Below are 21112 nucleotides of genomic sequence, written 5' to 3' on the forward strand. Positions count from 1 at the left end.
CTTAATCAACATACTTATTAAACACTTTTAATAAGTTGCGTTGACAATATATCATACATCATTTTCTAAAGCAATAGAGATGATATATTTCCGCTGCATGCAATCCTTATTTAGCTCGGTGTATTCTCTCTCGTAATAGACGATACAATTCCAGACAAAAGAACAAATACTAAAACAGCTAGCAAGGCATTACGTATTCCGAATGCTTCCCCAAGTATCCCTAAAAATGGTGGTCCGACTAAAAAGGCTGTATAACCAATGATAGAAACTGCAGCAACATTAGAAGTCGCATTTTCACGATCATCTCCAGCAGCTGACAGACCAATTGGGAACCCTAGCGCTGCACCAATCCCCCACAGCACTACACCAAATGCTAGAAAATACGAATTACTCCCAAATATTATGATTGAAATTCCTAGAATCGCCATCATAATAGTGACACGTACGACAGCGACACGACCGAATCGATCAAGGAAATAGCTGCTACACATACGAGTTAACGTCATTGCTAATACAAAAATTGCGTACATAATAGAACCTGCCACTATACTTTGCTCATGTCCATCTACCATCACGATAGGTAGCCAATCATTTGCACTACCTTCTGCAAATGCCATTCCAAGCACAAAAAGACCAATTAAAAGCACCTTTTTTTCCATACGTAAGGAAGTACGCTTCTCTCTCCTTTTGTTCCGCGATTTCTCCTTCTTTCCTGTTCCATGCGGAAGAAAACGATACACCATACATACAAGTAATAGAAACACGACCGAAATCACAAGAAACTGATACAGAATCGGGATGTGAAACGACACTGCGACAGAACCACTGAGCGCGCCTACTAAAGTTCCTACACTAAAAAAGCCATGGAATTTCGGAAGAAGAGTTGTTCCTAATTTCTGCTCAATGGAAGAACCTTCTACATTCAATGCGACTTCCGCCAATCCGTAGCCTACTCCAAATACTAGTAAGCTACTAAAAGCCCCCATACTAGAAACAAAATAAATATTTATACCTAAACAAATCAATCCAACAATCATCAAAAACATACTGCCTATAATAACGTCTCTAGCTCCCTTACAGTCAATGAAGCGGCTTGCACTCAGTAAACCAATTATTGAACCAACAGATAGTCCGAACAAAATCCAGCCCATTTCTGCATTTGACACTGCTAACATATCTCGAGTAGCTGCTGTTCTTGAAATCCATGTAGCAAACGCGACACCTGGCAAAGCAAATAAGAGAAAAAGAGCGTTTCGAGAGGCAAGTAATGTCTTTGTATGGTTGTCCGCACTATATTTCTCCATATGAAACACCTTTCACATTGTCTATACGATAAGACACCAGTTTATTCATATACCCGTAAAAAATGATTTCTATAAGTCTATCGTTTTAATAACTTTAGCTGGATTACCACCAACAACTACATTATGAGGTACATCTTTTGTCACAACTGCCCCTGAGGCAATTACAGCGTTGTCTCCAATTGAAATACCAGGGTTAATTATAGCTCCCCCGCCAACCCAAACGTTGTTACCAATCTTTACAGGCTTTCCATATTCTTTACCAGAATTCCGTTCCACCGGATGTAAAGGATGAGTGGCCGTATAAATATGGACACCTGGTGCAAACATACAATTATCACCGATTCGCACTTCACAAACGTCTAAAATCACACAATTGAAATTTGCGAAAAAGCTCTTTCCAACATGGATATTGTAGCCGTAATCACAACGAAAATCAGGATTAATTTGGGATTTCCCATCAGCTGAAGAACCTAAAAGCTGATTTAACAAAGTAAAACGTTGTTCATCTCCTGTCTCCATCGCCTCGTTATAAAGACGTGTTAAACGTTTTGCCTTCACCCTATCAGCCACCAATTCTTCGTCATCCGCAATATACATTTCTCCTGCCACCATCTTTTCTTTCTCCGTTTTCATACAATCCTCTCCTTTATTATCGATTGAGCCCTACTTATTAAACGCCTTTAATAAGTGACTTGAATTATACTTATTAAACACATTTAATAAGTATCCCTATATTAGCATATTTTTTAATATGTGCAACTAATAAGTTTTGAAAGGAAATGTGAATTCTTACTTCACCTAACGAAATGACGAAGAAATAATTAAAATTTATATTGGAAAATAAGGGAACGCTCAGCATCCCCTCTCAAATCCAATCCGTTTTTTAATTTCCGCTAAATTTACCTTCGCAATAGCCCGTGCCTTCTCAGCACCTTTTTCTAACGCGTCATATAATAAATTGGGCTCCTGCATATACATTGCGTATTTCTCCCGAGGTCCTGCTAATTCGCGGTCTACAACGCGAAACAACTCTTTTTTCACATCGCCCCATCCAATGCCAGTTTCATACTTTTCACGCATCGACTGTATTTCATCTTCCTTCGCAAATTCTTTATATATCATAAATAATGTTTCTAATTCTTTCGGTTCATTTGGAAGTGAAGAATCTGTTTTGATTTTAAATATTAACTTTCGTAGTTTTTCTTGCTCCGCAAATAACGGAATCACATTCCCGTAACTTTTACTCATCTTTCTTCCATCAAGTCCTGGTAATATTGCTCCTTCTTCTTGTATGACATACTCCGGAAGCGTAAATGTCATGCCGAATGTATGATTAAAATACGTCGCAATATCACGCGCAATTTCGATATGCTGAATTTGGTCTTTTCCAACGGGCACATGAGTAGCTTGAAATAATAATATGTCAGCTGCCATTAAAATCGGATACGTATATAATCCCATATTCACTCCCGTGTCGACCTCTAACCCCGCTTCTTTATTTTGCTCTACCTTCGCTTTATACGCATGGGCACGGTTCATAAGCCCTTTCGGAGTTAGGCAAGCTAATATCCAAGCTAATTCTAGAATCTCCGGCACTTCTGTTTGTCGGTAAAAAATAACATCTTCTCCAAGTCCGAGTGATAACCAAGTAGCTGCTACCTCTTTCGTATAACTACTAAACTGACTTGGATCATGTACAGCATTTAACGCATGATAATCCGCTATAAAATACAATGCTTTTCCTTCATTCTTCTTTGACATTTGCAGTGCAGGTTTAATCGCACCAATATAATTTCCTAAATGCGGATAACCTGTCGGCTTAATTCCTGTTAACATTATTTTTTCACTCAACCTAACTCCTCCTTTCTCAAAATAAAAAGAGCCCCTCATCCTTAAAAAGGACGAGAGACTCCCGCGGTACCACCTTCATTAGCTATCATTAATAGCTCGCTTCAACTTCGTAACGTGAAGTAACCGTCTTTGCCTACTCATTTCAGCAAGAAGCTCCAGAGCCCATTCCATATTCATCCCTTACTGATTTCCACCACATATCAGCTCTCTGCAAAGTTTCGAATATGTACTCTTCTCTTTCATTGCTTTTTCGTTATTTTTTACAGTTTATCACATTCCCTTTCCAATTAAACCCTAATTTTCTGTTTTATATAGCAGGAATTTTCACCTTGATTGTCTAATAATATATAGGTTTGCAGAAATACTCGAAACAACTTTGGAGGTTTTTTCATGGTAAAATATATATCCATTTTAGGTTCAACGGGATCCATTGGCACATCTGCATTAGATGTCGTTTCCGCTCATCCTGAACATTTTAAAATCGTCGGTTTAACCGCAAATTATAATATCGATCTTCTCGAAAAGCAAATCGAATCGTTTCAGCCTCGTATTGTAAGCGTAGCGACAAGAGAATTAGCGGACACATTGCGTTCTCGTATTTCAACAAATACAAAAATTACATATGGAACTGATGGTTTAATTGAAGTATCTACCCATCCTGATACAAATCTTGTATTAAGTTCAGTTGTCGGTGTTTCAGGTTTACTCCCAACAATTGAAGCATTAAAGGCGAAGAAAGATATCGCCATCGCTAACAAAGAAACTTTAGTTGCAGCTGGACATATCGTAACCGAACTAGCGAAACAAAACGGATGCCGCCTAATTCCAGTCGATAGTGAACATTCAGCTATTTTCCAATGTTTAAATGGGGAAAATAATAAGGAAATCGAAAAATTAATTGTTACAGCTTCTGGCGGCGCTTTTCGTGATAAAACACGTGAAGAAATGAAAACATTACAAGCGAAGGATGCTTTAAAACACCCAAACTGGTTAATGGGGGCAAAACTAACGATAGATTCTGCCACCTTAATGAATAAAGGGTTTGAAGTGATGGAAGCTAAGTGGCTATTCGATATTCCTTATGAAAAAATTGATGTTATGATTCATAAAGAAAGTATCATTCACTCTTTAGTAGAGTTTATTGATGGATCAGTCATGGCACAGCTCGGTGCCCCTGATATGAGAATGCCGATTCAATATGCATTTCACTACCCTACTCGACTACCTTCATCCTATGAAAAATTAAATTTATTAGAAATTGGTAGTTTGCATTTTGAAAAACCAAATTTAGAGAAGTTCCCCTGTCTACAATACGCATTTGAATGTGGCAAAATTGGCGGTACAACTCCAGCTGTATTAAATGCAGCGAATGAAATTGCAAATGCACTATTTCTTAAAAATGAAATTGCATTTTTCGATATCGAAAAAACAATTTACAATACAGTTGAGGCTCATCATAATGTAAAAGATCCTTCACTCGATGCTATATTAGAAGCTGATCAATGGGCACGCCAATACGCAAATCAATTCTTAATAAAAAAGAGCTAAAACAGTTTTATCTGTTTTAGCTCTTTTTCCTACGTATTTAACTTAACAAATCTATAACTATGCGTTACTAACACTTTTAATATCGCATATCCTGGAATTGCTAAAATAATCCCCATAATTCCAAATAAATTTCCGGCAGTTAAAATAATAAAAATGATAGTAATTGGGTGAATGTCTAGCTTTTTTCCCATAACTTGCGGAGAAATAAATTTACCTTCTGCTAATTGTACGACCATCATTACAATAATTACTTTTAACACCATTGATGGCGAGTCAATAAATGCGATAATTAATGCTGGTGTAATTGCAATGATTGGTCCTACGTATGGAACGATATTTACAATCATTGCTAAAATAGCAAGTAGTACCGCATATTTAATACCAATAATAAGGTAACCGATTAATAGCATAATACCGATAAACAAGCTAACGATAATTTGCCCTCTAATATACGAGCTAATCGCATAATGCATATCATCTAGTATTCTCATCGCTGCTGGGTGTCTTTGTTCTGAAATAAACTTTAAAAAGTGGTTCGGTAATTGTTCACCATCTTTTAAAAGATAGAACAATATAAATGGAACCATTACAAACGTTAAAACGACCTCTGTAACAGTACTTAAAAATCCAGTTACATTTCCAGTTACTGATGATAACGACTTCGTAAAATCAACTGTGTAGTCTTTTACCATACTCGCTACATCAACATTTAAATTCTCTTGAATTTTCCCTAGTAAATTACTTTCCCCAAATCTACGTGCCGCTCGCTCAATTTCATGACCGAAATACGGTAAGTTATCTATTAATGCATCAATTTGATCTTTAATAATCGGGATTACTGTTACAACTAAAAACACAAATAATCCTAGTACTATTATATATATAGAAGCGATTGATACGATTCTTGAAACGCCTTTCTTTTCTAAAAGCGAAACGAATGGATGTAAAATATAAAATAGTACACCCGCTAATAATACAGGGAAGAAAATTGTTTTTAAAAAGACGATAAACGGAGTAAACACAAAAGAAATTTTCGTTAGCAATAATATGTTAATAAACAATAACGCAAATCCAAGTAACACCGCTAAATAATTTTGTTCTCTAAAAAACTTTTTCAACTTATCTCTTTTTCTTATATTTACTTTTTCCAATGAAACCACCTCTTCGAATGATGAAAAGCCCTTATTCAGGGCTCTTCATCATAATCTATATCTTTATTTTCTTGCAGCTTTCACTACAAATGATACAATAAGAATTAATACGATTGCTCCTAATAATGCTGGCACGACATGAATCCCACCAAATGATGGCCCAAAAGATCCAAATAATCTACCACCTAACGAAGCACCTAATAAACCTGCGATAATATTTCCAAACATACCACCCGGGAAATTTTTACCCGTTATAGAACCTGCAATTGCACCTATAATAGCACCAACTATTAATGTGATAATCCATCCCATCTTTAGTCCTCCATTTCTATTATGGTGTATTTCTTTTTGATACTAAATTATTATGTAACTATTATAATTATTATATCCAATAAAGAAAAATCTTGTCAAATCTATGAAAATAAAGCTTACAAGGAGGTTTTTACCGAGTGATTCAAAAATTAATAACAACTTCTCACAAAACCGCTACTTCTATTTTAAGCATTCAAATACCAGCTTATGAAATCGAGGCACAATATATAAATAGTACAGCTATCCCTCGCCTTTATGATACTGTAGCCGATATTCGATCATGTGATGAAATTTTCTACGGCTATTTTTATGAAGATACACTTGCCGGGTTTATTTCTTTTAAAATGGATGAAGAAGAAGTTGATATTCATCGTTTAGTAGTATCCCCCGATCATTTTCATAAAGGAATTGCTACAAAACTACTACTTTATGTATTTGACATGTTCTCCCCTTCACAAACATATATTGTACAAACAGGGAAAGAAAATACACCTGCTCTGTCTTTATATAAAAAACATGGATTTATTAAAATAAATGATATTATATTATCCGATGGAGTGGTTTTAACCTCACTAAAAAAATCAGAAAACATCAAATAGTTTGACTCGTCGATTTATTTGTGTTATCTTTTACTTTATAAAACCTTTTGCTGAGTCCAAAATTTGGAGCGGGGGAACCATTTTTGTAGCCATGCTACTTGGGGCGAATCTTTTTTAAGTAGGGAAACTCTCACTTCCCGAGTCCGACAGCTAACCTCGTAAGCGTAATGGGAGAGGAAGGTGCTTTTTGCCTATGTTACACAGCGTACCTCCTTAATTATAAATATGGGATCGATACCAATAGACACCTATATTTATAGAAAAGGAGACATGTATAATGTTACGTTTATCTGATCACGCAATAAAAATGATGGAGCAAAGACTTCGACTCGAACAACATCGCACATATCAAGCAAATAAAGTTGTAGATAACTTACATCACAAATACTTCTTTCAGCATATTTTTCAACCGAAAAGATAAAGAAAAAAACACAAGGTGTGTCTATACAGACATTCCTTGTGTTTTTTATATTCCTTATAGTATTCTCACTACATTTAAACTTGCCGTAATCGCACCTGCTATAGTCGTCACATGCCCTACACCTAACGGGCCATTTTGTAATATTAATGTTGAATTGGCACTCGTTACATTCACAAGAAGTGTATTTGAAATGGCTGGTTCGATTACTACCGTTGATGTCGTCACATTTTGTATGAAACTCCCTGTTACTTGTGTTCCATTTAATAGCAACCTAACAGATACTGTCTCATTCCCACCAGTCGCGTCCCCTTGGAAATAGTAGCTTACTAAATATATTCCTGGTGTGGATACTGTGACAGTTGTAGCACTAGTTAAAGATACACCCGTTCCATATACAGTTGATCCAGAATTAATTGGGATGTTGGCATTTGCTGCAATTGTACTTGTTGAGGTAGAGAAGAAATAGCCACCACCTGTTGATATGGCAGACGATCCAGTAGGACCTGTTGCGCCGGTTGCTCCTCTTATCCCTTGTAACCCTGTCGGGCCGGTCGCACCAGTCACTCCCGTCGCTCCTGTTGCTCCTGTTAGACCGGTTGGACCTGTTGATCCGGTTATTCCTTGTATTCCTTGAGGTCCAGTTGGGCCTGTTGGACCAATCGGACCTTGAATTCCTTGAAGACCTTGAATGCCCTGTGGACCAGTTGGCCCCTGGATTCCTTGTATTCCTTCTAGTCCTTGTAATCCAATATCGCCAACAGGACCTTGCTCTCCAGTATCACCAATGGCACCTTGTATTCCTTGAGCTCCCGTTGTTCCTCGCGAACCTTGTATGCCTTGAATACCTTGAGGGCCTTGTGGACCCGTTGCTCCTATAAGCGGAAGAGGCAGTGCCACTCCAAATTTTTTGCACTTTCTATGATGACGCACAACAATCCCCCTTCCCCAAAATAATTACACCTTTTATATGAAATGCATTTTTATAAGAAAAGTACACCTCTGAACTCATTTTTAAAAAAATAAAGAAGCCTATCATTTCATTTATTTGAAATGATAGGCTTCTTTTTATAAAGCACTTTACTTTCTCGCCTTAATAATAAAAGTCGTTGGCACCATTCTAGCTTTATATAAAGAATAATATTTCGTAGACGGCTCACCTCGTTCTTCATCAAATGAGCTAGCTGGTTCAGGCTCTTCTATTCTCTCAATTGTAAATCCCGCTCTATTTAACTCATTTATGTATGTACTTATTTTTCTCTTATATAATGTCGCTTGTACATTTTCTCCTTTAAATGTTTCAAACGTAATAGGTGTTTCCTCATGGTATGAAGACTTTAAAACAATTTCTTCTGTACCATACTGTAAGTTTGAATACACTGGATGCTCCCAGCTAAAAATAAAACTTCCGCCTGGCTTTACATACGAATAAATTAGTTCCAACGTTTTTCTTAAATTCGAAGTCCAACCTAATGCATAAATGGAATATACAATATCAAAATACCCTTTCGGAATATCCCCTTCCTCTTCCATTGCTCCGCATATTAATTTTGGATTCCAACACTTTAACGTTTCACTCGCTGTTTTAATTTGTTCACTTGAAAGATCAAGCCCCCATACTTCCTCTGCCCCGTGTTCTGCCATATATTGCAACGAATGCCCACTTCCACATCCAATATCAAGAACCTTTTTATTTCTAATTGAATCGAACAAATGAATCTCATCTTCAGACGCTGTATACGGACCATATTTCGGTAAACAATCCACTTGAAAGAAATATGGTGCAACTGTATCCCAACACTTTTTATTTAAAGCTAACATTTGTGTACCTTTCATATTCTACATTCCCCCATCCAATTTTCTTCCCCTAATATAAATTACACATTATAACCCGATCTCCCTTTTCTCTTCGCCCGGTAATTTTTCACTTTCGCAATCGTACCGCACGCTCTTCCTCCGGCTTCTCCAGCATACATACCGCACCATCTTTTACTTCCATTTCGCGAATGATCATAAAATACCCAGCGACAATCTGGGCATGCTTTTAACCTTCCCCACAAATTTTCTTGAATCGCCATTAAAACAACGCTTAATACTTTTGTATATACATTCTCTTCGTGCACAGGCTCATATGTAATACCTTTCATATCTTCTTTTACATGTACATGAAATGGGTATTTCTCTAACCACTTTTGCAATGATCCTTCGCCTTCAACGGTTAACCGAATATCTTCTCGAAAACTTTTTAATTCCTCTATCGTATGAAATGGAACCTCTTCATGAAAATATTTTTTCATAAAGAGCTTTATATCCTCTTCTGTTTGCAGCATATCAATTGGCTCTCTCGTATCGTTTGGTATTTTCCATGTATTTAAAAATTCCCGAATATATTCTAATTCATTTGGTGCATTTTGATTCAATTCCATCCACCTTCTTCTTAAAATTTACTTTTTTCTGACTTTATGTATAATTATAATATAAAATAGTTAACCATTAAATAATTTTACTGGTTACAATATTAGGAGGAGTTCTATGAAAAGTTTCTCAATACCGATACGTTTCATGCTTATTTCTTCATTTTTTATGTCTTTTGGGTATTTTGCAGTATACGCATTTTTAGCTATTTATCTATTAAGCTTTCTTCATTTTTCTGCTGTTCAAGTAGGAACAGTGTTGACGGTTATGACAATCACATCACGAGTTGTCCCATTATTCTCAGGTCTAATTGCTGACAAAATAGGCTATATCATTATGATGATAGCCGGATTATTTTTAAGAGGAATCGGATTTATCGCTTTAGGAATATGCTCTGATTTCTATACAACTTCTATTTCTTCTGCACTTATTGGCTTCGGAACCGCATTTTACGAACCTGCTGCGCGCGCCATATTCGGCTCACAACCAGCTCATATGAGAAAAAATTTATTTACATATTTAAACCTTAGTTTTAATTGCGGTGCAATAATTGGACCAATTGCAGGAGGGTTCTTACTCTTACTCGATCCAATCTATGCTTTTTCTCTAACAGGATCTCTTATGCTGTTATTTGCTTTTATCTTTTACTTACTTAAAAATCACTTCCAAGTCACTACTGAAAATACGTCTATTACATTAGGGCTACAGGCTATCTTACAAAACAAATCTTTCCTTTTGTTTTCATTTATTATGATTTTCTTCTATATTATGTTTACTCAGCTTACTGTCGCACTTCCACTTCATATGAAAAACATTAGTAATAGCAACCAGCTTGCTACACTAGTTATTACGATAAATGCAATAACAGGCGTCATATTTATGGTATTATTTCGAAAACTATTTCATAAATACAATACACTTTCGATTATTAAATACGGTGTTTTATTAATGAGTATTTCCTTTTTACTCATTCCTTTATTTCAACACCCGTATTGGCTATTTATTTGTGTAATTTTATTTACAATTGGCGAAACACTCGTATTACCTAACGCTGATATTGCTATTGCAAATTACAGTAACGAATCATATACAGCTACTTACTTCGGATTTTATCAACTATCACTCGCATTTGGTTTTATCATCGGTAATTATACCGGTACATCTTTTACATCCAACTTAGGCGGAATGTATACACCATGGCTTATTTTCGGTGGAATAGGACTTATTGGTTTTATTTCACTACATATTTTAAATATTAAAAAAGGATTCCCTAAAGAAGATATATACCTATGTAATCACATTACAATTGAGATGGTACCTTTAGACAACCGGCCTATCATAAAAAAATTCGACCGTCATATTTGACAGCCGATTTTTTTATTCTTCATATTCAAGATGATTATGTCTTTTACAGCCAAATAAATAGCATCCCCCTATATAATCCGTTTCAAATTCTAACCCTGGAACGTATCCAGATTTGATACGTTCTATCATTGTTTTATAACAATTATTCTCTTCTGTATATTCCTCAATTAACTCTTTCTTATCTTTTTCTGTCCAGTTTTCTTCTACCTCTTCATTCTGAACGTCTTCTATTTCTTCTGTTTTCGCTTCAATAGATTCCCGTATAACTTCATTCATACGGGAGTAATTATTAGCTTTATATAGAGCATACACAAATCTACTAATCCAATTGGGACTTTTCCAGCATTCTTTGTATCCCTTTTCGAACCATTCAATTGCTTCTTTATAGCAATGCAACTCAACATATAAATCTGCTACATTAATTTCTCCTAAAAAATTATCAGATTTCCTGTTAAAAGCATCTAACTTCTCTTTCGCTTCTGTCGTTCGCTCTAAATCAATTAAACATTTTACATAGCAATACATGATATAGTCCGAATCCCCTGCAACTCGCAAGAAAAATTTCGAAGCTTTTTCCAGCTCTCCAAGGTTATAATGCGCTACAGCTACATTGTGATATGCTTCATTGGATGGTTGAATCGAAATAGACTTTTGTAATACTTCTTTCGCTTCTGTCCACTTTTCTTGTTTTATGTAAATGTCCCCTAAAATGTTATAAGGGAAGTATGAGGAAGGATTCAACTTAACAACTTCTTTTATTAATTCAAGAGCTTTATCATCATCCTCTTCCTCATAAAAATACATCCAAGCAAGATTATTGAGGGATTGTACACCTCTAGATTCGTGTACTGCTCGTTGAAACAGTTCCATCGCTTCCTCATATTTATTTTGTTCAAACATTTCAATTGCCTTCTCGTTAATGTTCAAGTAACTACCTCCGAAGTAAATGAATTCCTCTATTCCCTATCATTATTTTAAAATGTAAAAATTGTAATTTCCATAAAAAATAAATTCATTATCCTACATTTGGACATCCAATTTATAATGCCTTTAGCAACACCGCTTTCTAACGAAAATATATACTTACTGTAAAAGTACTGATTCTCGGTCATAAGTAAGCTTTCCTATTATCCACAAATTGGATATATAACCTGTTTCACTTTACATATTATGGTACAATTAAAAAGAGTGCTAGCTAAACATTTACATAAAACACTACAAGCCTAGCAATACCAAAATCAAAAATCACTTGAAATCGGGGGATGTTATGAAAAAGAAATTAGCTTTTCTTCTATTCACTGGAATTATATTATCCGGATGTTCAACTATAGCAGAAAATTCTTTAGAAACGGGGAAAGGCAGTATGGAATTATTAACACCAACGATTACAACAAAAGATAATGAATTAGAAATTAAGACTGAAGGTATTGATGAAAATAAAGTAACTTTTATTTATGTTGCCAATAAAAAAGTATTGGCACAAAAAATAAAGAATGGTGAATCCTACAAAGTTAACATTAAAGATATCGAGCACGCTCATAGGACAGATTACAAACCAAAAGTCCAACTTTTGCAAACGAAAGATGATACTCAAGATGGAGACATGGTAACCTTTAAACAAGTTAGATATACAGTTAAAAAAAATTAATTTTATAGGTATTTCATTATAAATGTAACGAACGAAAATTTACTTTTAACAGAGGGTAAATTTAAGGAGTGCTAGCATGAAAAGAAGATGGATTTATTGGTGGATTGGTAACATATTTTGGATTATAACGTTCGGGATATTGACAGCTATCATTTGGCTAAGAGAGGTTGATGGGACCGGTGTTACTCAAACACTTGAGCTGAAATTAATTGCCTTTATCGTTTTATTAATTGCATTTATATTACCACTAATTATTCAAGTTGTATGGTTAATTGTTAATCTGAGAAAGAGTAGAAAAAAATAATACATAAAAAAGAGAGGAATCTATTTTAATGTAGATTCCTCTCTTTTTTATATAGGGATTATGACATGCTTTTACAGCTGCACAACTCCCTTTTCTTTACGATACATGTTCATCTTTCTTCTTCATTAATGCTCTTTTCTTCATCGCCTTCGTTAAATATCCGCCTTTAAATGAACGGATTTCATAAGAAGACATAAACGCTTTTGGTGCAATTTCATTAATAATTTCTAACAGTTCTTTTTCTCTGGAACGCTTTGCAACGATATCTAAGCGATAACGTATTGAATTAATTCCTTCGCCTTCAAATACTGTAACACCAAATCCAGAGTGACGTAGTTCATCTACTAATTCATTACAACGGTCTAGCAAACTAACTTGATACGTAATATATCCAATTGCTAATTTATTCTCTATATAACCGCCTAATAATAGTCCCGTACTAAAGCCAATGACATAGGCAATGATGTTCATCCAATTTGATAAATCTTGAAACACAATACCTAAACTGACAATGTAAATAGCTCCTTCTAACAATCCAACACCAGCAGCGGATCTTGTTTGATTCTTTACAAGCAAAATCGTACGGATTGTTAAAATTGGAACGTAAATAATTTGAAGCACAAAAATAAGTAACGCTTGTAACATTGGTATCCACCTCTTTCAAAAAGTCTTTTGTCATAATAACATACATAACCTTTAGAAATCGATGGGTTTTTTAATTTTTTTACATTATTTTTCATACTATTGAAAAACGTAAAAAAGAAGCGTATTATATTTGTCGTAAATTTGATTCCTTTCATTAACTCGCTTAAACCCAAAAAAGGAACCCCACTAGGTCCCTTTCATCATAGCTCTATGTTTTTCGAAGCATGTTCCCTTTGCTTCTCTTCTTCCTTCACTAACTGCATATTTGCATAAGCTAAATTCGCAATCATTAAAAAGTGACCACCTAAAATGCCTGTACCGAATGCCCACATTTCCATTTCATGCTCAATTTCATACATGATAATAGCCCCTAAAATGGCTGCTGCAAATCGGTTTAGAACTCCTAATCCAGGAGCCTTTTCTTTCATGACGATACTTTTCCCAAGTTTCTCCACTCTGCGAGCTAATAACCAAAGGCAATATGCACTTACAGCTAATCCGATACCAAACCCTGTTACTTGTTTTCCAAACGGAGTAATCGTCCACATAAGTAGTAAACCACTAAAGATCACATACAATTGTAATCGATATACACGTAAGGCTGCTTGAATCAAAATATCCGCTCCTAATTTCGCATTTTTTATACTTTAGAAGAAAAGCAGCAACTTACACAGTTGCTGCTTTCTCTTCTTCTTGTTCTTGCTCCATCTTACGAATTTCAACACGTTTAATTTGGTAAGCGTCTTTTTCTAACACTTTAAATGCATACCCTTCCGCCTCAACATGTTGTCCTTCTTCAATTTCATGATTTTGCATCATAATCCAGCCACCGATTGTATCCACATCATCTTCTTCAATGTGTAATCCAAATAAATCTTTCACTTCGGAGATAAGCACTTTTCCATCAACGATTTTATGGTGCTCATTCACATGCTGAATTGGTGGTGCTTCATCTTCATCATATTCGTCACGAATTTCGCCGACGATTTCCTCCAAGATATCTTCAAGCGTTACAATTCCGGCTGTTCCTCCGTACTCATCATATAAAACAGCCATCGGAATTCGCTTCTTCTGCATTTGAAGTAATAAATCGTGAATTGGAGTTGTTTCCATCACTTCAATAATCGGACGCATATACGTGCGAATCGATGATAAATCTTCTTTATCGTTGTTCATATATCGAATAAAGAAATCTTTTACATTGACCATACCGATAATATCATCTTTATCTTCTCCAAAAATCGGATAACGTGTGTATCGTTCATTTTGGATTACTTTCATGTGTTCTTCTACTGAATCTTCCAGGTAGAAACCAATGATTTCTGTTCGCGGTACCATAATCTCTTTTGCAATACGATTATCAAATTCAAAAATGTTATTTACATACTTGTATTCAGCCTGATTAATTTCGCCACTTTCATAGCTATCTGAAAGGATAAGACGTAATTCTTCCTCTGTATGAGCTACTTCATGTTCTGAAGCTGGTTTTAAACCGAATAAGCCAGTTACAACACGAGCTGAACCGTTTAATACCCAAATAAATGGATACATGACTTTATAGAACATCATTAACGGACCTGCCAATAACAATGTTACTTGTTCAGCCTTTTGAATTGCCATCGTTTTCGGAGCTAATTCCCCTACTACAACGTGTAGATACGTCATTAGCATAAAAGCAAGACCAAATGTTAATACTGATGAAATAGAAGGATTTATGTTCCATTTCTCAAATAACGGGTGTAATAACTTTTCAATTGTCGGTTCACCTAACCAACCTAATCCCATAGCTGTAACTGTAATACCTAATTGACAAGCAGATAAATATTCATCTAAATTTGTTGTTACTTTTTTCGCTGCTAAAGCACCGCGTTTCCCTTCCGCAACAAGCTGATCAATACGACTTGAACGTACCTTTACAATCGCAAACTCTGCTGCTACGAAAAATCCAGTAAATGCGATTAAAATCGCAACCATGACTAAATTAAATATTTCCAATGAATCCCCTTAGTTTAAAAAACTAAGGTGTCCACCTCCTGTATACTATAATGTTTTCTTATTTGTTTATTAGAAAACATAGCCCGATACAAAAATTAAAGAGGTCGGATTTCACTTTTTCTATAATAATAGAGCAAGTGTCTGTATTAAAGCTGTCGTTTGACCAGATAAAGATTTCGATATTTTTTCACGTTGTGAATCAGTCAATCCATCTAAAAGCGGCTTTAACTCCGTTAACTCTGCTTCTAATTGATGAATATGGTCTGTCACTTCATTCACTTGTTTCGAAACGTGTTCATTGATACCGAGCAGCTTCTTCTTCTCCTCGATTTTCTCTTTAATCTCACAAAGCGGCATATGCATTTCTTTGCACTTCTCAATAAATTGTAATGTCTCAAATGCTGTTTCATCGTAATAGCGATAATTAGATTGAGATCGCTCCGCTTTTAAGATTCCTAGATTCGTATAATAATCAATCGTGCGTTTCGACACGTGAGCCATGAGAGCCAACTGTCCGATTCGATACACCTTCCCAACGATCTTCCCCCCTTGTTTATATTACTAACATCATACAATACATAAACTGTACAGTCAAACGTGACGGTTTATTATTCATAATTTATACAAAATTTATCGCCTTATCTTATATGACCTAACCTATTAATTTAACTATATAGCAAAATACTCAAATTCAAAAAACCAAAACGAACAAAATATAACTATGAAATTGCCCGTTCCTTTCTAATTTAAGTACATATCATAATAACATCGATATCAAATTCTTTTTAATTGGGAGGAAAAAATGAAAGCTGTTATTCTTGCAGGTGGATACGGAACAAGGATTGGTGAAGAAACGCATTTAAAACCAAAACCTATGATTGAAATTGGAACAAAACCTATTCTATGGCACATTATTAGTTTGTATAGCCATTACGGGATTACTGAGTTTATTATTTGCTTAGGCTATAAAGGATATGCAATTAAAGAATTCTTTCTAAATTACAACTTACACATGTCCGATTTCACAATACATTTAAGCGATAATACAATTACTAGCCATTCTCATCGTGTAGAACCGTGGAAAGTTACACTAATCGATACTGGTGTAACTACCGAAACGGGTGGACGAGTAAAAAAGATTCAAAATTATGTTGGAGACGAACCTTTCTGCCTCACTTACGGCGATGGATTAAGCAATGTAAATATAAACGAACTCATTGCATTTCATAAAAAACACGGCAAAATGGCAACTGTTACAGCCGTACAACCTCCTGGTAGATTTGGTTCTCTCGTATTAGATAAACAGTCTGTAACATCCTTTCAAGAGAAGCCATTAGGTGATGGCGGATGGGTTAACGGTGGATTTTTCGTTTTAAATCCTGATGTTTTCAATTACATTAGTGGAGATAAGTCTGTTTTTGAAACAGACACTTTAGTTCAGTTAGTAAACAAAAATGAACTAGCAGCATATCAACATACTGGCTTTTGGCATCCAATGGATACATTGCGCGATAAAAATAAATTAGTCGAGCTATGGGAAAGTAATAACGCTCCGTGGAAGGTTTGGTAATATGGCTTCATCATCTTTTTGGAATAAGAAAAAAGTATTTATTACGGGACATACTGGCTTTAAGGGCTCATGGCTCACCCTTTTCTTAACTTCTTTAGGTGCAGAGGTATTCGGCTATTCTTCTCATCCTCCATCCATTCCTAACCTTTTTGAACAAGGTAACGTAGCAAAAGAGTGTATGACAATTAATGGCGACATTACAGATTACGATTCTTTATTCCAGGCCCTGAAACAACATAACCCTGACATACTATTTCATTTAGCAGCCCAGCCAATCGTCACCACTTCATATAAAAATCCTATCGAAACATTTAAAACGAATGTTTTAGGCACTGTTCACGTATTAGAAGCGGCTAAACATATAGAAAGTATACGTGGCATCATTAATGTTACAAGTGATAAATGTTATGAAAATGACGGGAGCGGTAACCGGGCATTCGTGGAAAGCGACCGGCTAGGAGGTTTCGACCCTTATAGTGCTAGTAAGGCTTGTGCTGAACTAGTTGCAACATCCTATCAAAAATCATTCTTCCGCACTAACACACTTAAACTTGCCTCAGTAAGAGCAGGTAACGTCATCGGCGGTGGTGATTGGGCAAAAGACCGATTATTCCCGGATATCATTCGTGCATATTTACAAGATAATACATTAAATATTAGAAACAAAAGCGCTATTCGTCCGTGGCAACACGTATTAGACCCTTTACATGGCTATATTCTTTTAGCTGAGAAGCTATGGAAAGACGCCAAATTTGCAGCAGCGTGGAATTTCGGCCCGATAAATGAAGCGAACAGAACCGTTCATGATGTCATCCAATCTATAATAAAATTATGGAATAAACCACTAACAATCATTTCTCCTCATACAAATACCCCTTATGAATCACCTATTTTAACACTCGATAGTACTAAAGCAGTAAATAAACTCGGTTGGACTCCTAAGTTATCAACAGACCATTCTATCGCTTGGACTGTTGATTGGTACAAAAAATATGCATCCGGTGAAAATATGGAATCTGTCACGCGACAACAAATCGATGCATTCAAAAATTTATAAGGGGGCTTAAAAATGGAACAGAAAAAATGCCGTTTTTGCCACTCATTACTTACAAATACTTTTTTAGATTTAGGTGTTTCTCCTCTCGCTAACTCATTTGTAGCTCCAGAACATTCATATAAAATGGAACCATTTTATCCATTGCACACGTTTGTTTGTAACTCTTGTTTACTTGTACAATTAGATGAATTTGAATCTCCGCACAATATTTTCCATGACTATTTATACTTCAGTTCTTACTCATCAAGCTGGCTACTGCACGCTAAGCAATATGTAGAAATGGCGATTAAACGCTTCCATTTAACGAAACATTCAAGGGTGATTGAAATTGCGAGTAACGACGGGTACTTATTACAATACTTTCAAAAAGAAAATATCGAAACGTTAGGAATTGAACCAGCAAAAAATGTAGCAGAAAGCGCTATCCAAAAAGGAATTCCTACTCAAGTAGATTTTTTCAGCAACGACTTAGCAAAAAAATTACCGCAAGCAGATTTAATCGTCGCAAATAACGTATTAGCACATGTCCCGAACTTGCATGATTTTGTCGCCGGTTTAAAAACGTTATTAAAACAAGATGGCACAATAACAATTGAATTCCCGCACTTATTAAACCTCATATCCTTTAATCAGTTTGATACGATTTACCATGAGCACTTCTCCTATTTTTCACTTATAAGTCTTCAAAAAATTTTAGCTCATCATCATTTACAAATTGTCGATGTTGAAGAACTTTCAACGCATGGTGGTTCATTGCGGATTTTTATAAACCATCATAGTGACTCATTTACTATCCATTCCAATGTTACAAAATCAATCCAAAAAGAAGTAGTTCACGGGCTAGATACATTAGATTGCTATCTCCTTTTTTCTAAACGCATAGAACAATTGAAAATAAATATTTTAAAGTTTTTTATCGAAGCAAAAGCTTTAAACAAACAAATTATCGGTTACGGTGCTCCTGCTAAAGGAAACACCCTTTTAAATTATTGCGGGATAGGAAAAGAGTTTCTAGCTTATACAGTAGATAAAAACCCTCACAAACAAAACCTCCTTCTACCAGGAACCCGCATTCCAATACAATCTCCAGAAGAAATTAAACGTACAAAACCTGATTACATTCTCATACTTCCTTGGAATTTGAAAGATGAAATTATGAAAGAATGCTCTTTCATTCGTGAATGGGGCGGCAAATTTTTAGTAACAATACCAGAAGTTGAGGTAATTGAGCCATGAAAAAAATCCTTGTAACAGGCGGTAGTGGATGGATTGGTAAATATGTTGTACATTCTCTTATTCAAAAGGGCTATGAAGTGCACGCCACTTACAATACAAATAAGCCTTCTCACCTTTCTTGCCATTGGCATAAAGTAAACTTACTTTACGATGAAGAAATAAAAAAACTCATTTACGACATGAAACCTAGTCATCTCATCCATTTAGCTTGGGAAGCAGTACCACCAGCGTGTTATGTATCTATTAATAATTACTATTGGCTTACATCCAGTATCTCATTGATCCAACACTTCACAACATGCGGTGGAAAGCGAGTCGTCGTTGCAGGTACTGGCGCAGAATATGAATGGTTTAACGGCGTATTATTTGAAGATTCACCGCTTCTTTCCTATAAAACCCCGTATTCATTATGTAAAAACGCACTGCACTCCTGGCTACAAACGTACGCCGAGCAAACCGGTCTCAGCATGTGTTGGGGCCGCATTTTTCATATGTATGGCCCTCACGAACAAGGGAATCGGCTCGTTTCTAACATTATCACTTCCTTATTAAAAAATGAGGAAGCACTATGTACACATGGAAAACAATCAAGAGATTTCCTCCATGTGGGCGACGTCGCTAATGCTCTCGTAACAGTATTAAACCGCAACGTTACAGGCACAGTCAATATCGCTTCTGGTCAATCTATACAAATTAAAGAATTAGCTTCTATCATTGCTAAAAAGATAGGAAAAGAACATTTAATTAAACTAGGTGCAATCCCTTTCTCTAAAGATGAACCTTTATTCGTCGGGGTTAATGTAGAACGTTTAAAAACTGAAGTAAACTGGAAACCAACATACGATCTAAATACTGGAATCGAAGAAACAATTTTATGGTGGGAATCATTTATACAAAAGCATAACGATATGCATTACTAAAACGTAAATCCTTCGTTCCTCTCGCTAATTCCTTATACCATTCTTCTAGTTTTTCCGGCGTAATAATATGATGCGTACCCATTCCCCCATGCTTACTAGCTTCAGAAAGAGTCGGACCAATTTGTAACTTTCTCTTTCTCATCGCATCGTTCCACGGGCTAAACCCAAACCATAATATACAAGCAAGAGGCGGATAAACCATAGATTCATGCGCAGATAAATGTCTTCCAACCGTATAACTTCCGTGTTCATGATTATGAATAAATCTACCTCTTCTCCATAATGGCCAATCTTCTGGTAAATAACCGTGAAATCGCTGTTTCATTAAAGGTATTCCAAAGTTAAGGTCCGGATAATTGTAGTTAGGATCATCAACCATAATAAGCCCTTCTAGCCAATACATCCTCCCCTCCAATTCATTAAGTGATTTCCAAAACTGATTTTTATCTTGCACACAAAGAAACTCAGTCGTATTTAAAATCATTTTCCACCCTTCTACTTCTTGTTCTACCATCATCACTTCATGATCTGTCGCAAATGCATCAAACTCTGGATTTGCAGAATCTCGTACTTCCCAGTGTGGTGCGAATTTTTTACAAATCTCAACCGAACGATCTGTTGAGCCTTTATTAATTAAAATGCCATGATCAAAAAGTTTCGTATGATGAGCAAGCCACCACGGTAATAAATATTCTTCATTATAAAAATGAGAAATAACGGTTGTAGTTATAACAATCTCCTCCTTGTTCTCTATTAATCTACTTTTTCATCCTA

24 protein-coding genes, 1 riboswitch and 1 other annotated feature are annotated in these 21112 nt (G+C 35.7%); of the genes, 10 read left to right on the forward strand and 14 right to left on the reverse strand.

The annotated features are described in order from the left end of the window. Positions 1–110: 110 nt before the first annotated feature. From DN392_RS12250 to DN392_RS12260, 3 genes are all read right to left on the reverse strand, one after another. A complete protein-coding gene (locus DN392_RS12250; RefSeq protein WP_064057424.1) occupies positions 111–1304 on the reverse strand; it encodes an MFS transporter in 1194 nt (397 codons plus the stop codon). A gap of 69 nt (positions 1305–1373) precedes the next feature. Then, positions 1374–1937, reverse strand: coding sequence for a maltose O-acetyltransferase (locus DN392_RS12255; protein ID WP_088321405.1), 564 nt, complete (start codon positions 1935–1937; stop codon positions 1374–1376). Positions 1938–2156: 219 nt separating this feature from the next. After that, a complete protein-coding gene (locus DN392_RS12260; protein ID WP_142292462.1) occupies positions 2157–3194 on the reverse strand; it encodes a tryptophan--tRNA ligase in 1038 nt (345 codons plus the stop codon). Between the two features lie 4 nt (positions 3195–3198). Next, positions 3199–3407 (reverse strand) — a binding site (T-box leader). 138 nt (positions 3408–3545) lie between these two features. On the opposite strand from DN392_RS12260, the gene DN392_RS12265 reads away from it, so the two are divergent. Then, on the forward strand, positions 3546–4703 hold the full coding sequence (locus DN392_RS12265; protein WP_000241781.1) for a 1-deoxy-D-xylulose-5-phosphate reductoisomerase: 1158 nt from the start codon (positions 3546–3548) through the stop codon (positions 4701–4703). 29 nt (positions 4704–4732) lie between these two features. Here DN392_RS12265 and DN392_RS12270 read toward each other — a convergent pair whose 3' ends face one another. Both DN392_RS12270 and DN392_RS12275 read right to left on the reverse strand, forming a co-directional pair. Continuing rightward, positions 4733–5854 carry an AI-2E family transporter gene (locus tag DN392_RS12270; protein ID WP_000416920.1) on the reverse strand — a complete coding sequence of 374 codons (1122 nt, stop codon included), beginning with the start codon at positions 5852–5854 and terminating at the stop codon, positions 4733–4735. A 63-nt stretch (positions 5855–5917) separates the two neighbouring features. After that, positions 5918–6166, reverse strand: coding sequence for a GlsB/YeaQ/YmgE family stress response membrane protein (locus tag DN392_RS12275; protein ID WP_000539721.1), 249 nt, complete (start codon positions 6164–6166; stop codon positions 5918–5920). A gap of 137 nt (positions 6167–6303) precedes the next feature. Between DN392_RS12275 and DN392_RS12280 the strand changes: the two genes are divergently transcribed. Then, positions 6304–6765: a GNAT family N-acetyltransferase gene (locus tag DN392_RS12280; RefSeq protein WP_000615114.1), complete on the forward strand. Its 462-nt coding sequence runs from the start codon at positions 6304–6306 to the stop codon at positions 6763–6765. Between the two features lie 38 nt (positions 6766–6803). Beyond that, positions 6804–6946: riboswitch (cyclic di-AMP (ydaO/yuaA leader) on the forward strand. Between the two features lie 96 nt (positions 6947–7042). Continuing rightward, positions 7043–7186, forward strand: coding sequence for a hypothetical protein (locus tag DN392_RS30365; RefSeq protein WP_000945246.1), 144 nt, complete (start codon positions 7043–7045; stop codon positions 7184–7186). Between the two features lie 54 nt (positions 7187–7240). Here the strand turns inward: DN392_RS30365 and DN392_RS12285 are convergent, their stop codons facing one another. The 3 genes from DN392_RS12285 to DN392_RS12295 form a co-directional block, all read right to left on the reverse strand. Next, positions 7241–8116, reverse strand: coding sequence for a BclA C-terminal domain-containing protein (locus tag DN392_RS12285; protein WP_088321407.1), 876 nt, complete (start codon positions 8114–8116; stop codon positions 7241–7243). A gap of 147 nt (positions 8117–8263) precedes the next feature. Beyond that, positions 8264–9019, reverse strand: a complete 756-nt coding sequence (locus tag DN392_RS12290) for a class I SAM-dependent methyltransferase (RefSeq protein WP_048565965.1) — start codon at positions 9017–9019, stop codon at positions 8264–8266. A gap of 41 nt (positions 9020–9060) precedes the next feature. Beyond that, positions 9061–9603, reverse strand: coding sequence for a CGNR zinc finger domain-containing protein (locus DN392_RS12295; protein WP_002108006.1), 543 nt, complete (start codon positions 9601–9603; stop codon positions 9061–9063). 112 nt (positions 9604–9715) lie between these two features. Here DN392_RS12295 and DN392_RS12300 point away from each other — a divergent pair, with 112 nt between their 5' ends. Further along, positions 9716–10963, forward strand: a complete 1248-nt coding sequence (locus DN392_RS12300) for an MDR family MFS transporter (protein ID WP_000834831.1) — start codon at positions 9716–9718, stop codon at positions 10961–10963. Between the two features lie 12 nt (positions 10964–10975). Here DN392_RS12300 and DN392_RS12305 read toward each other — a convergent pair whose 3' ends face one another. Beyond that, entirely contained in the window at positions 10976–11890 is a 915-nt protein-coding gene (locus DN392_RS12305; protein ID WP_001024474.1) for a tetratricopeptide repeat protein, read from the reverse strand. A gap of 340 nt (positions 11891–12230) precedes the next feature. On the opposite strand from DN392_RS12305, the gene DN392_RS12310 reads away from it, so the two are divergent. Then, positions 12231–12611 carry a hypothetical protein gene (locus DN392_RS12310; RefSeq protein ID WP_000727606.1) on the forward strand — a complete coding sequence of 127 codons (381 nt, stop codon included), beginning with the start codon at positions 12231–12233 and terminating at the stop codon, positions 12609–12611. A 76-nt stretch (positions 12612–12687) separates the two neighbouring features. Continuing rightward, a complete protein-coding gene (locus DN392_RS12315; protein ID WP_000830333.1) occupies positions 12688–12915 on the forward strand; it encodes a DUF3923 family protein in 228 nt (75 codons plus the stop codon). 96 nt (positions 12916–13011) lie between these two features. On the opposite strand, the gene DN392_RS12320 is transcribed toward DN392_RS12315, so the two are convergent. The 4 genes from DN392_RS12320 to DN392_RS12335 all read right to left on the reverse strand — a co-directional run bounded on the left by DN392_RS12320 (position 13012) and on the right by DN392_RS12335 (position 16083). Further along, on the reverse strand, positions 13012–13560 hold the full coding sequence (locus tag DN392_RS12320) for a DUF2179 domain-containing protein (protein WP_000938437.1): 549 nt from the start codon (positions 13558–13560) through the stop codon (positions 13012–13014). 200 nt (positions 13561–13760) lie between these two features. Then, positions 13761–14174 carry an ATP synthase subunit I gene (locus tag DN392_RS12325; RefSeq protein WP_000613585.1) on the reverse strand — a complete coding sequence of 138 codons (414 nt, stop codon included), beginning with the start codon at positions 14172–14174 and terminating at the stop codon, positions 13761–13763. Between the two features lie 52 nt (positions 14175–14226). After that, a complete protein-coding gene (locus DN392_RS12330) occupies positions 14227–15555 on the reverse strand; it encodes a hemolysin family protein (protein WP_000402265.1) in 1329 nt (442 codons plus the stop codon). A gap of 120 nt (positions 15556–15675) precedes the next feature. After that, positions 15676–16083 (reverse strand): MerR family transcriptional regulator, encoded by a 408-nt coding sequence (locus DN392_RS12335; RefSeq protein ID WP_000285633.1) that lies wholly within the window; start codon positions 16081–16083, stop codon positions 15676–15678. A 274-nt stretch (positions 16084–16357) separates the two neighbouring features. Between DN392_RS12335 and rfbF the strand changes: the two genes are divergently transcribed. The 4 genes from rfbF to DN392_RS12355 are packed head-to-tail and all read left to right on the forward strand — an operon-like array spanning position 16358 to position 20338. Further along, complete coding sequence (gene rfbF, locus DN392_RS12340; protein ID WP_000648786.1) at positions 16358–17125, forward strand: glucose-1-phosphate cytidylyltransferase; 768 nt, start codon at positions 16358–16360, stop codon at positions 17123–17125. A 1-nt stretch (position 17126) separates the two neighbouring features. Continuing rightward, the gene (gene rfbG / locus DN392_RS12345; RefSeq protein ID WP_000168670.1) at positions 17127–18182 is read left to right on the forward strand and encodes a CDP-glucose 4,6-dehydratase; all 1056 of its coding nucleotides are present in this window, start codon (positions 17127–17129) and stop codon (positions 18180–18182) included. Positions 18183–18194: 12 nt separating this feature from the next. Next, complete coding sequence (locus tag DN392_RS12350) at positions 18195–19418, forward strand: class I SAM-dependent methyltransferase (RefSeq protein WP_000435762.1); 1224 nt, start codon at positions 18195–18197, stop codon at positions 19416–19418. Further along, positions 19415–20338 carry an NAD-dependent epimerase/dehydratase family protein gene (locus tag DN392_RS12355; protein WP_000723111.1) on the forward strand — a complete coding sequence of 308 codons (924 nt, stop codon included), beginning with the start codon at positions 19415–19417 and terminating at the stop codon, positions 20336–20338. Before DN392_RS12350 ends, DN392_RS12355 begins: the two co-directional genes overlap by 4 nt. On the opposite strand, the gene DN392_RS12360 is transcribed toward DN392_RS12355, so the two are convergent. Further along, positions 20307–21092 (reverse strand): glycosyltransferase family 2 protein, encoded by a 786-nt coding sequence (locus DN392_RS12360; RefSeq protein ID WP_033658726.1) that lies wholly within the window; start codon positions 21090–21092, stop codon positions 20307–20309. The two genes, DN392_RS12355 and DN392_RS12360, sit on opposite strands and share 32 nt — an antisense overlap. Positions 21093–21112 lie beyond the last annotated feature (20 nt).

The organism is Bacillus sp. BB51/4, from assembly GCF_008368845.1.
GTDB classification, from domain to species: domain Bacteria; phylum Bacillota; class Bacilli; order Bacillales; family Bacillaceae_G; genus Bacillus_A; species Bacillus_A wiedmannii.

Excerpts from the sequence above, each read along its gene's own strand:
- DN392_RS12275 (WP_000539721.1), bottom strand. The coding sequence starts at position 6,166 with ATGGGATGGATTATCACATTAATAGTTGGTGCTATTATAGGTGCAATT.
- rfbF (WP_000648786.1), top strand. The coding sequence starts at position 16,358 with ATGAAAGCTGTTATTCTTGCAGGTGGATACGGAACAAGGATTGGTGAA.
- DN392_RS12350 (WP_000435762.1), top strand. The coding sequence starts at position 18,195 with ATGGAACAGAAAAAATGCCGTTTTTGCCACTCATTACTTACAAATACT.
- DN392_RS12320 (WP_000938437.1), bottom strand. The coding sequence starts at position 13,560 with ATGTTACAAGCGTTACTTATTTTTGTGCTTCAAATTATTTACGTTCCA.
- DN392_RS12315 (WP_000830333.1), top strand. The coding sequence starts at position 12,688 with ATGAAAAGAAGATGGATTTATTGGTGGATTGGTAACATATTTTGGATT.
- DN392_RS12255 (WP_088321405.1), bottom strand. The coding sequence starts at position 1,937 with ATGAAAACGGAGAAAGAAAAGATGGTGGCAGGAGAAATGTATATTGCG.
- DN392_RS12300 (WP_000834831.1), top strand. The coding sequence starts at position 9,716 with ATGAAAAGTTTCTCAATACCGATACGTTTCATGCTTATTTCTTCATTT.
- DN392_RS12290 (WP_048565965.1), bottom strand. The coding sequence starts at position 9,019 with ATGAAAGGTACACAAATGTTAGCTTTAAATAAAAAGTGTTGGGATACA.
- DN392_RS12250 (WP_064057424.1), bottom strand. The coding sequence starts at position 1,304 with ATGGAGAAATATAGTGCGGACAACCATACAAAGACATTACTTGCCTCT.
- DN392_RS12265 (WP_000241781.1), top strand. The coding sequence starts at position 3,546 with ATGGTAAAATATATATCCATTTTAGGTTCAACGGGATCCATTGGCACA.
- DN392_RS12260 (WP_142292462.1), bottom strand. The coding sequence starts at position 3,194 with ATGAGGGGCTCTTTTTATTTTGAGAAAGGAGGAGTTAGGTTGAGTGAA.
- rfbG (WP_000168670.1), top strand. The coding sequence starts at position 17,127 with ATGGCTTCATCATCTTTTTGGAATAAGAAAAAAGTATTTATTACGGGA.
- DN392_RS12355 (WP_000723111.1), top strand. The coding sequence starts at position 19,415 with ATGAAAAAAATCCTTGTAACAGGCGGTAGTGGATGGATTGGTAAATAT.
- DN392_RS12310 (WP_000727606.1), top strand. The coding sequence starts at position 12,231 with ATGAAAAAGAAATTAGCTTTTCTTCTATTCACTGGAATTATATTATCC.
- DN392_RS30365 (WP_000945246.1), top strand. The coding sequence starts at position 7,043 with ATGTTACGTTTATCTGATCACGCAATAAAAATGATGGAGCAAAGACTT.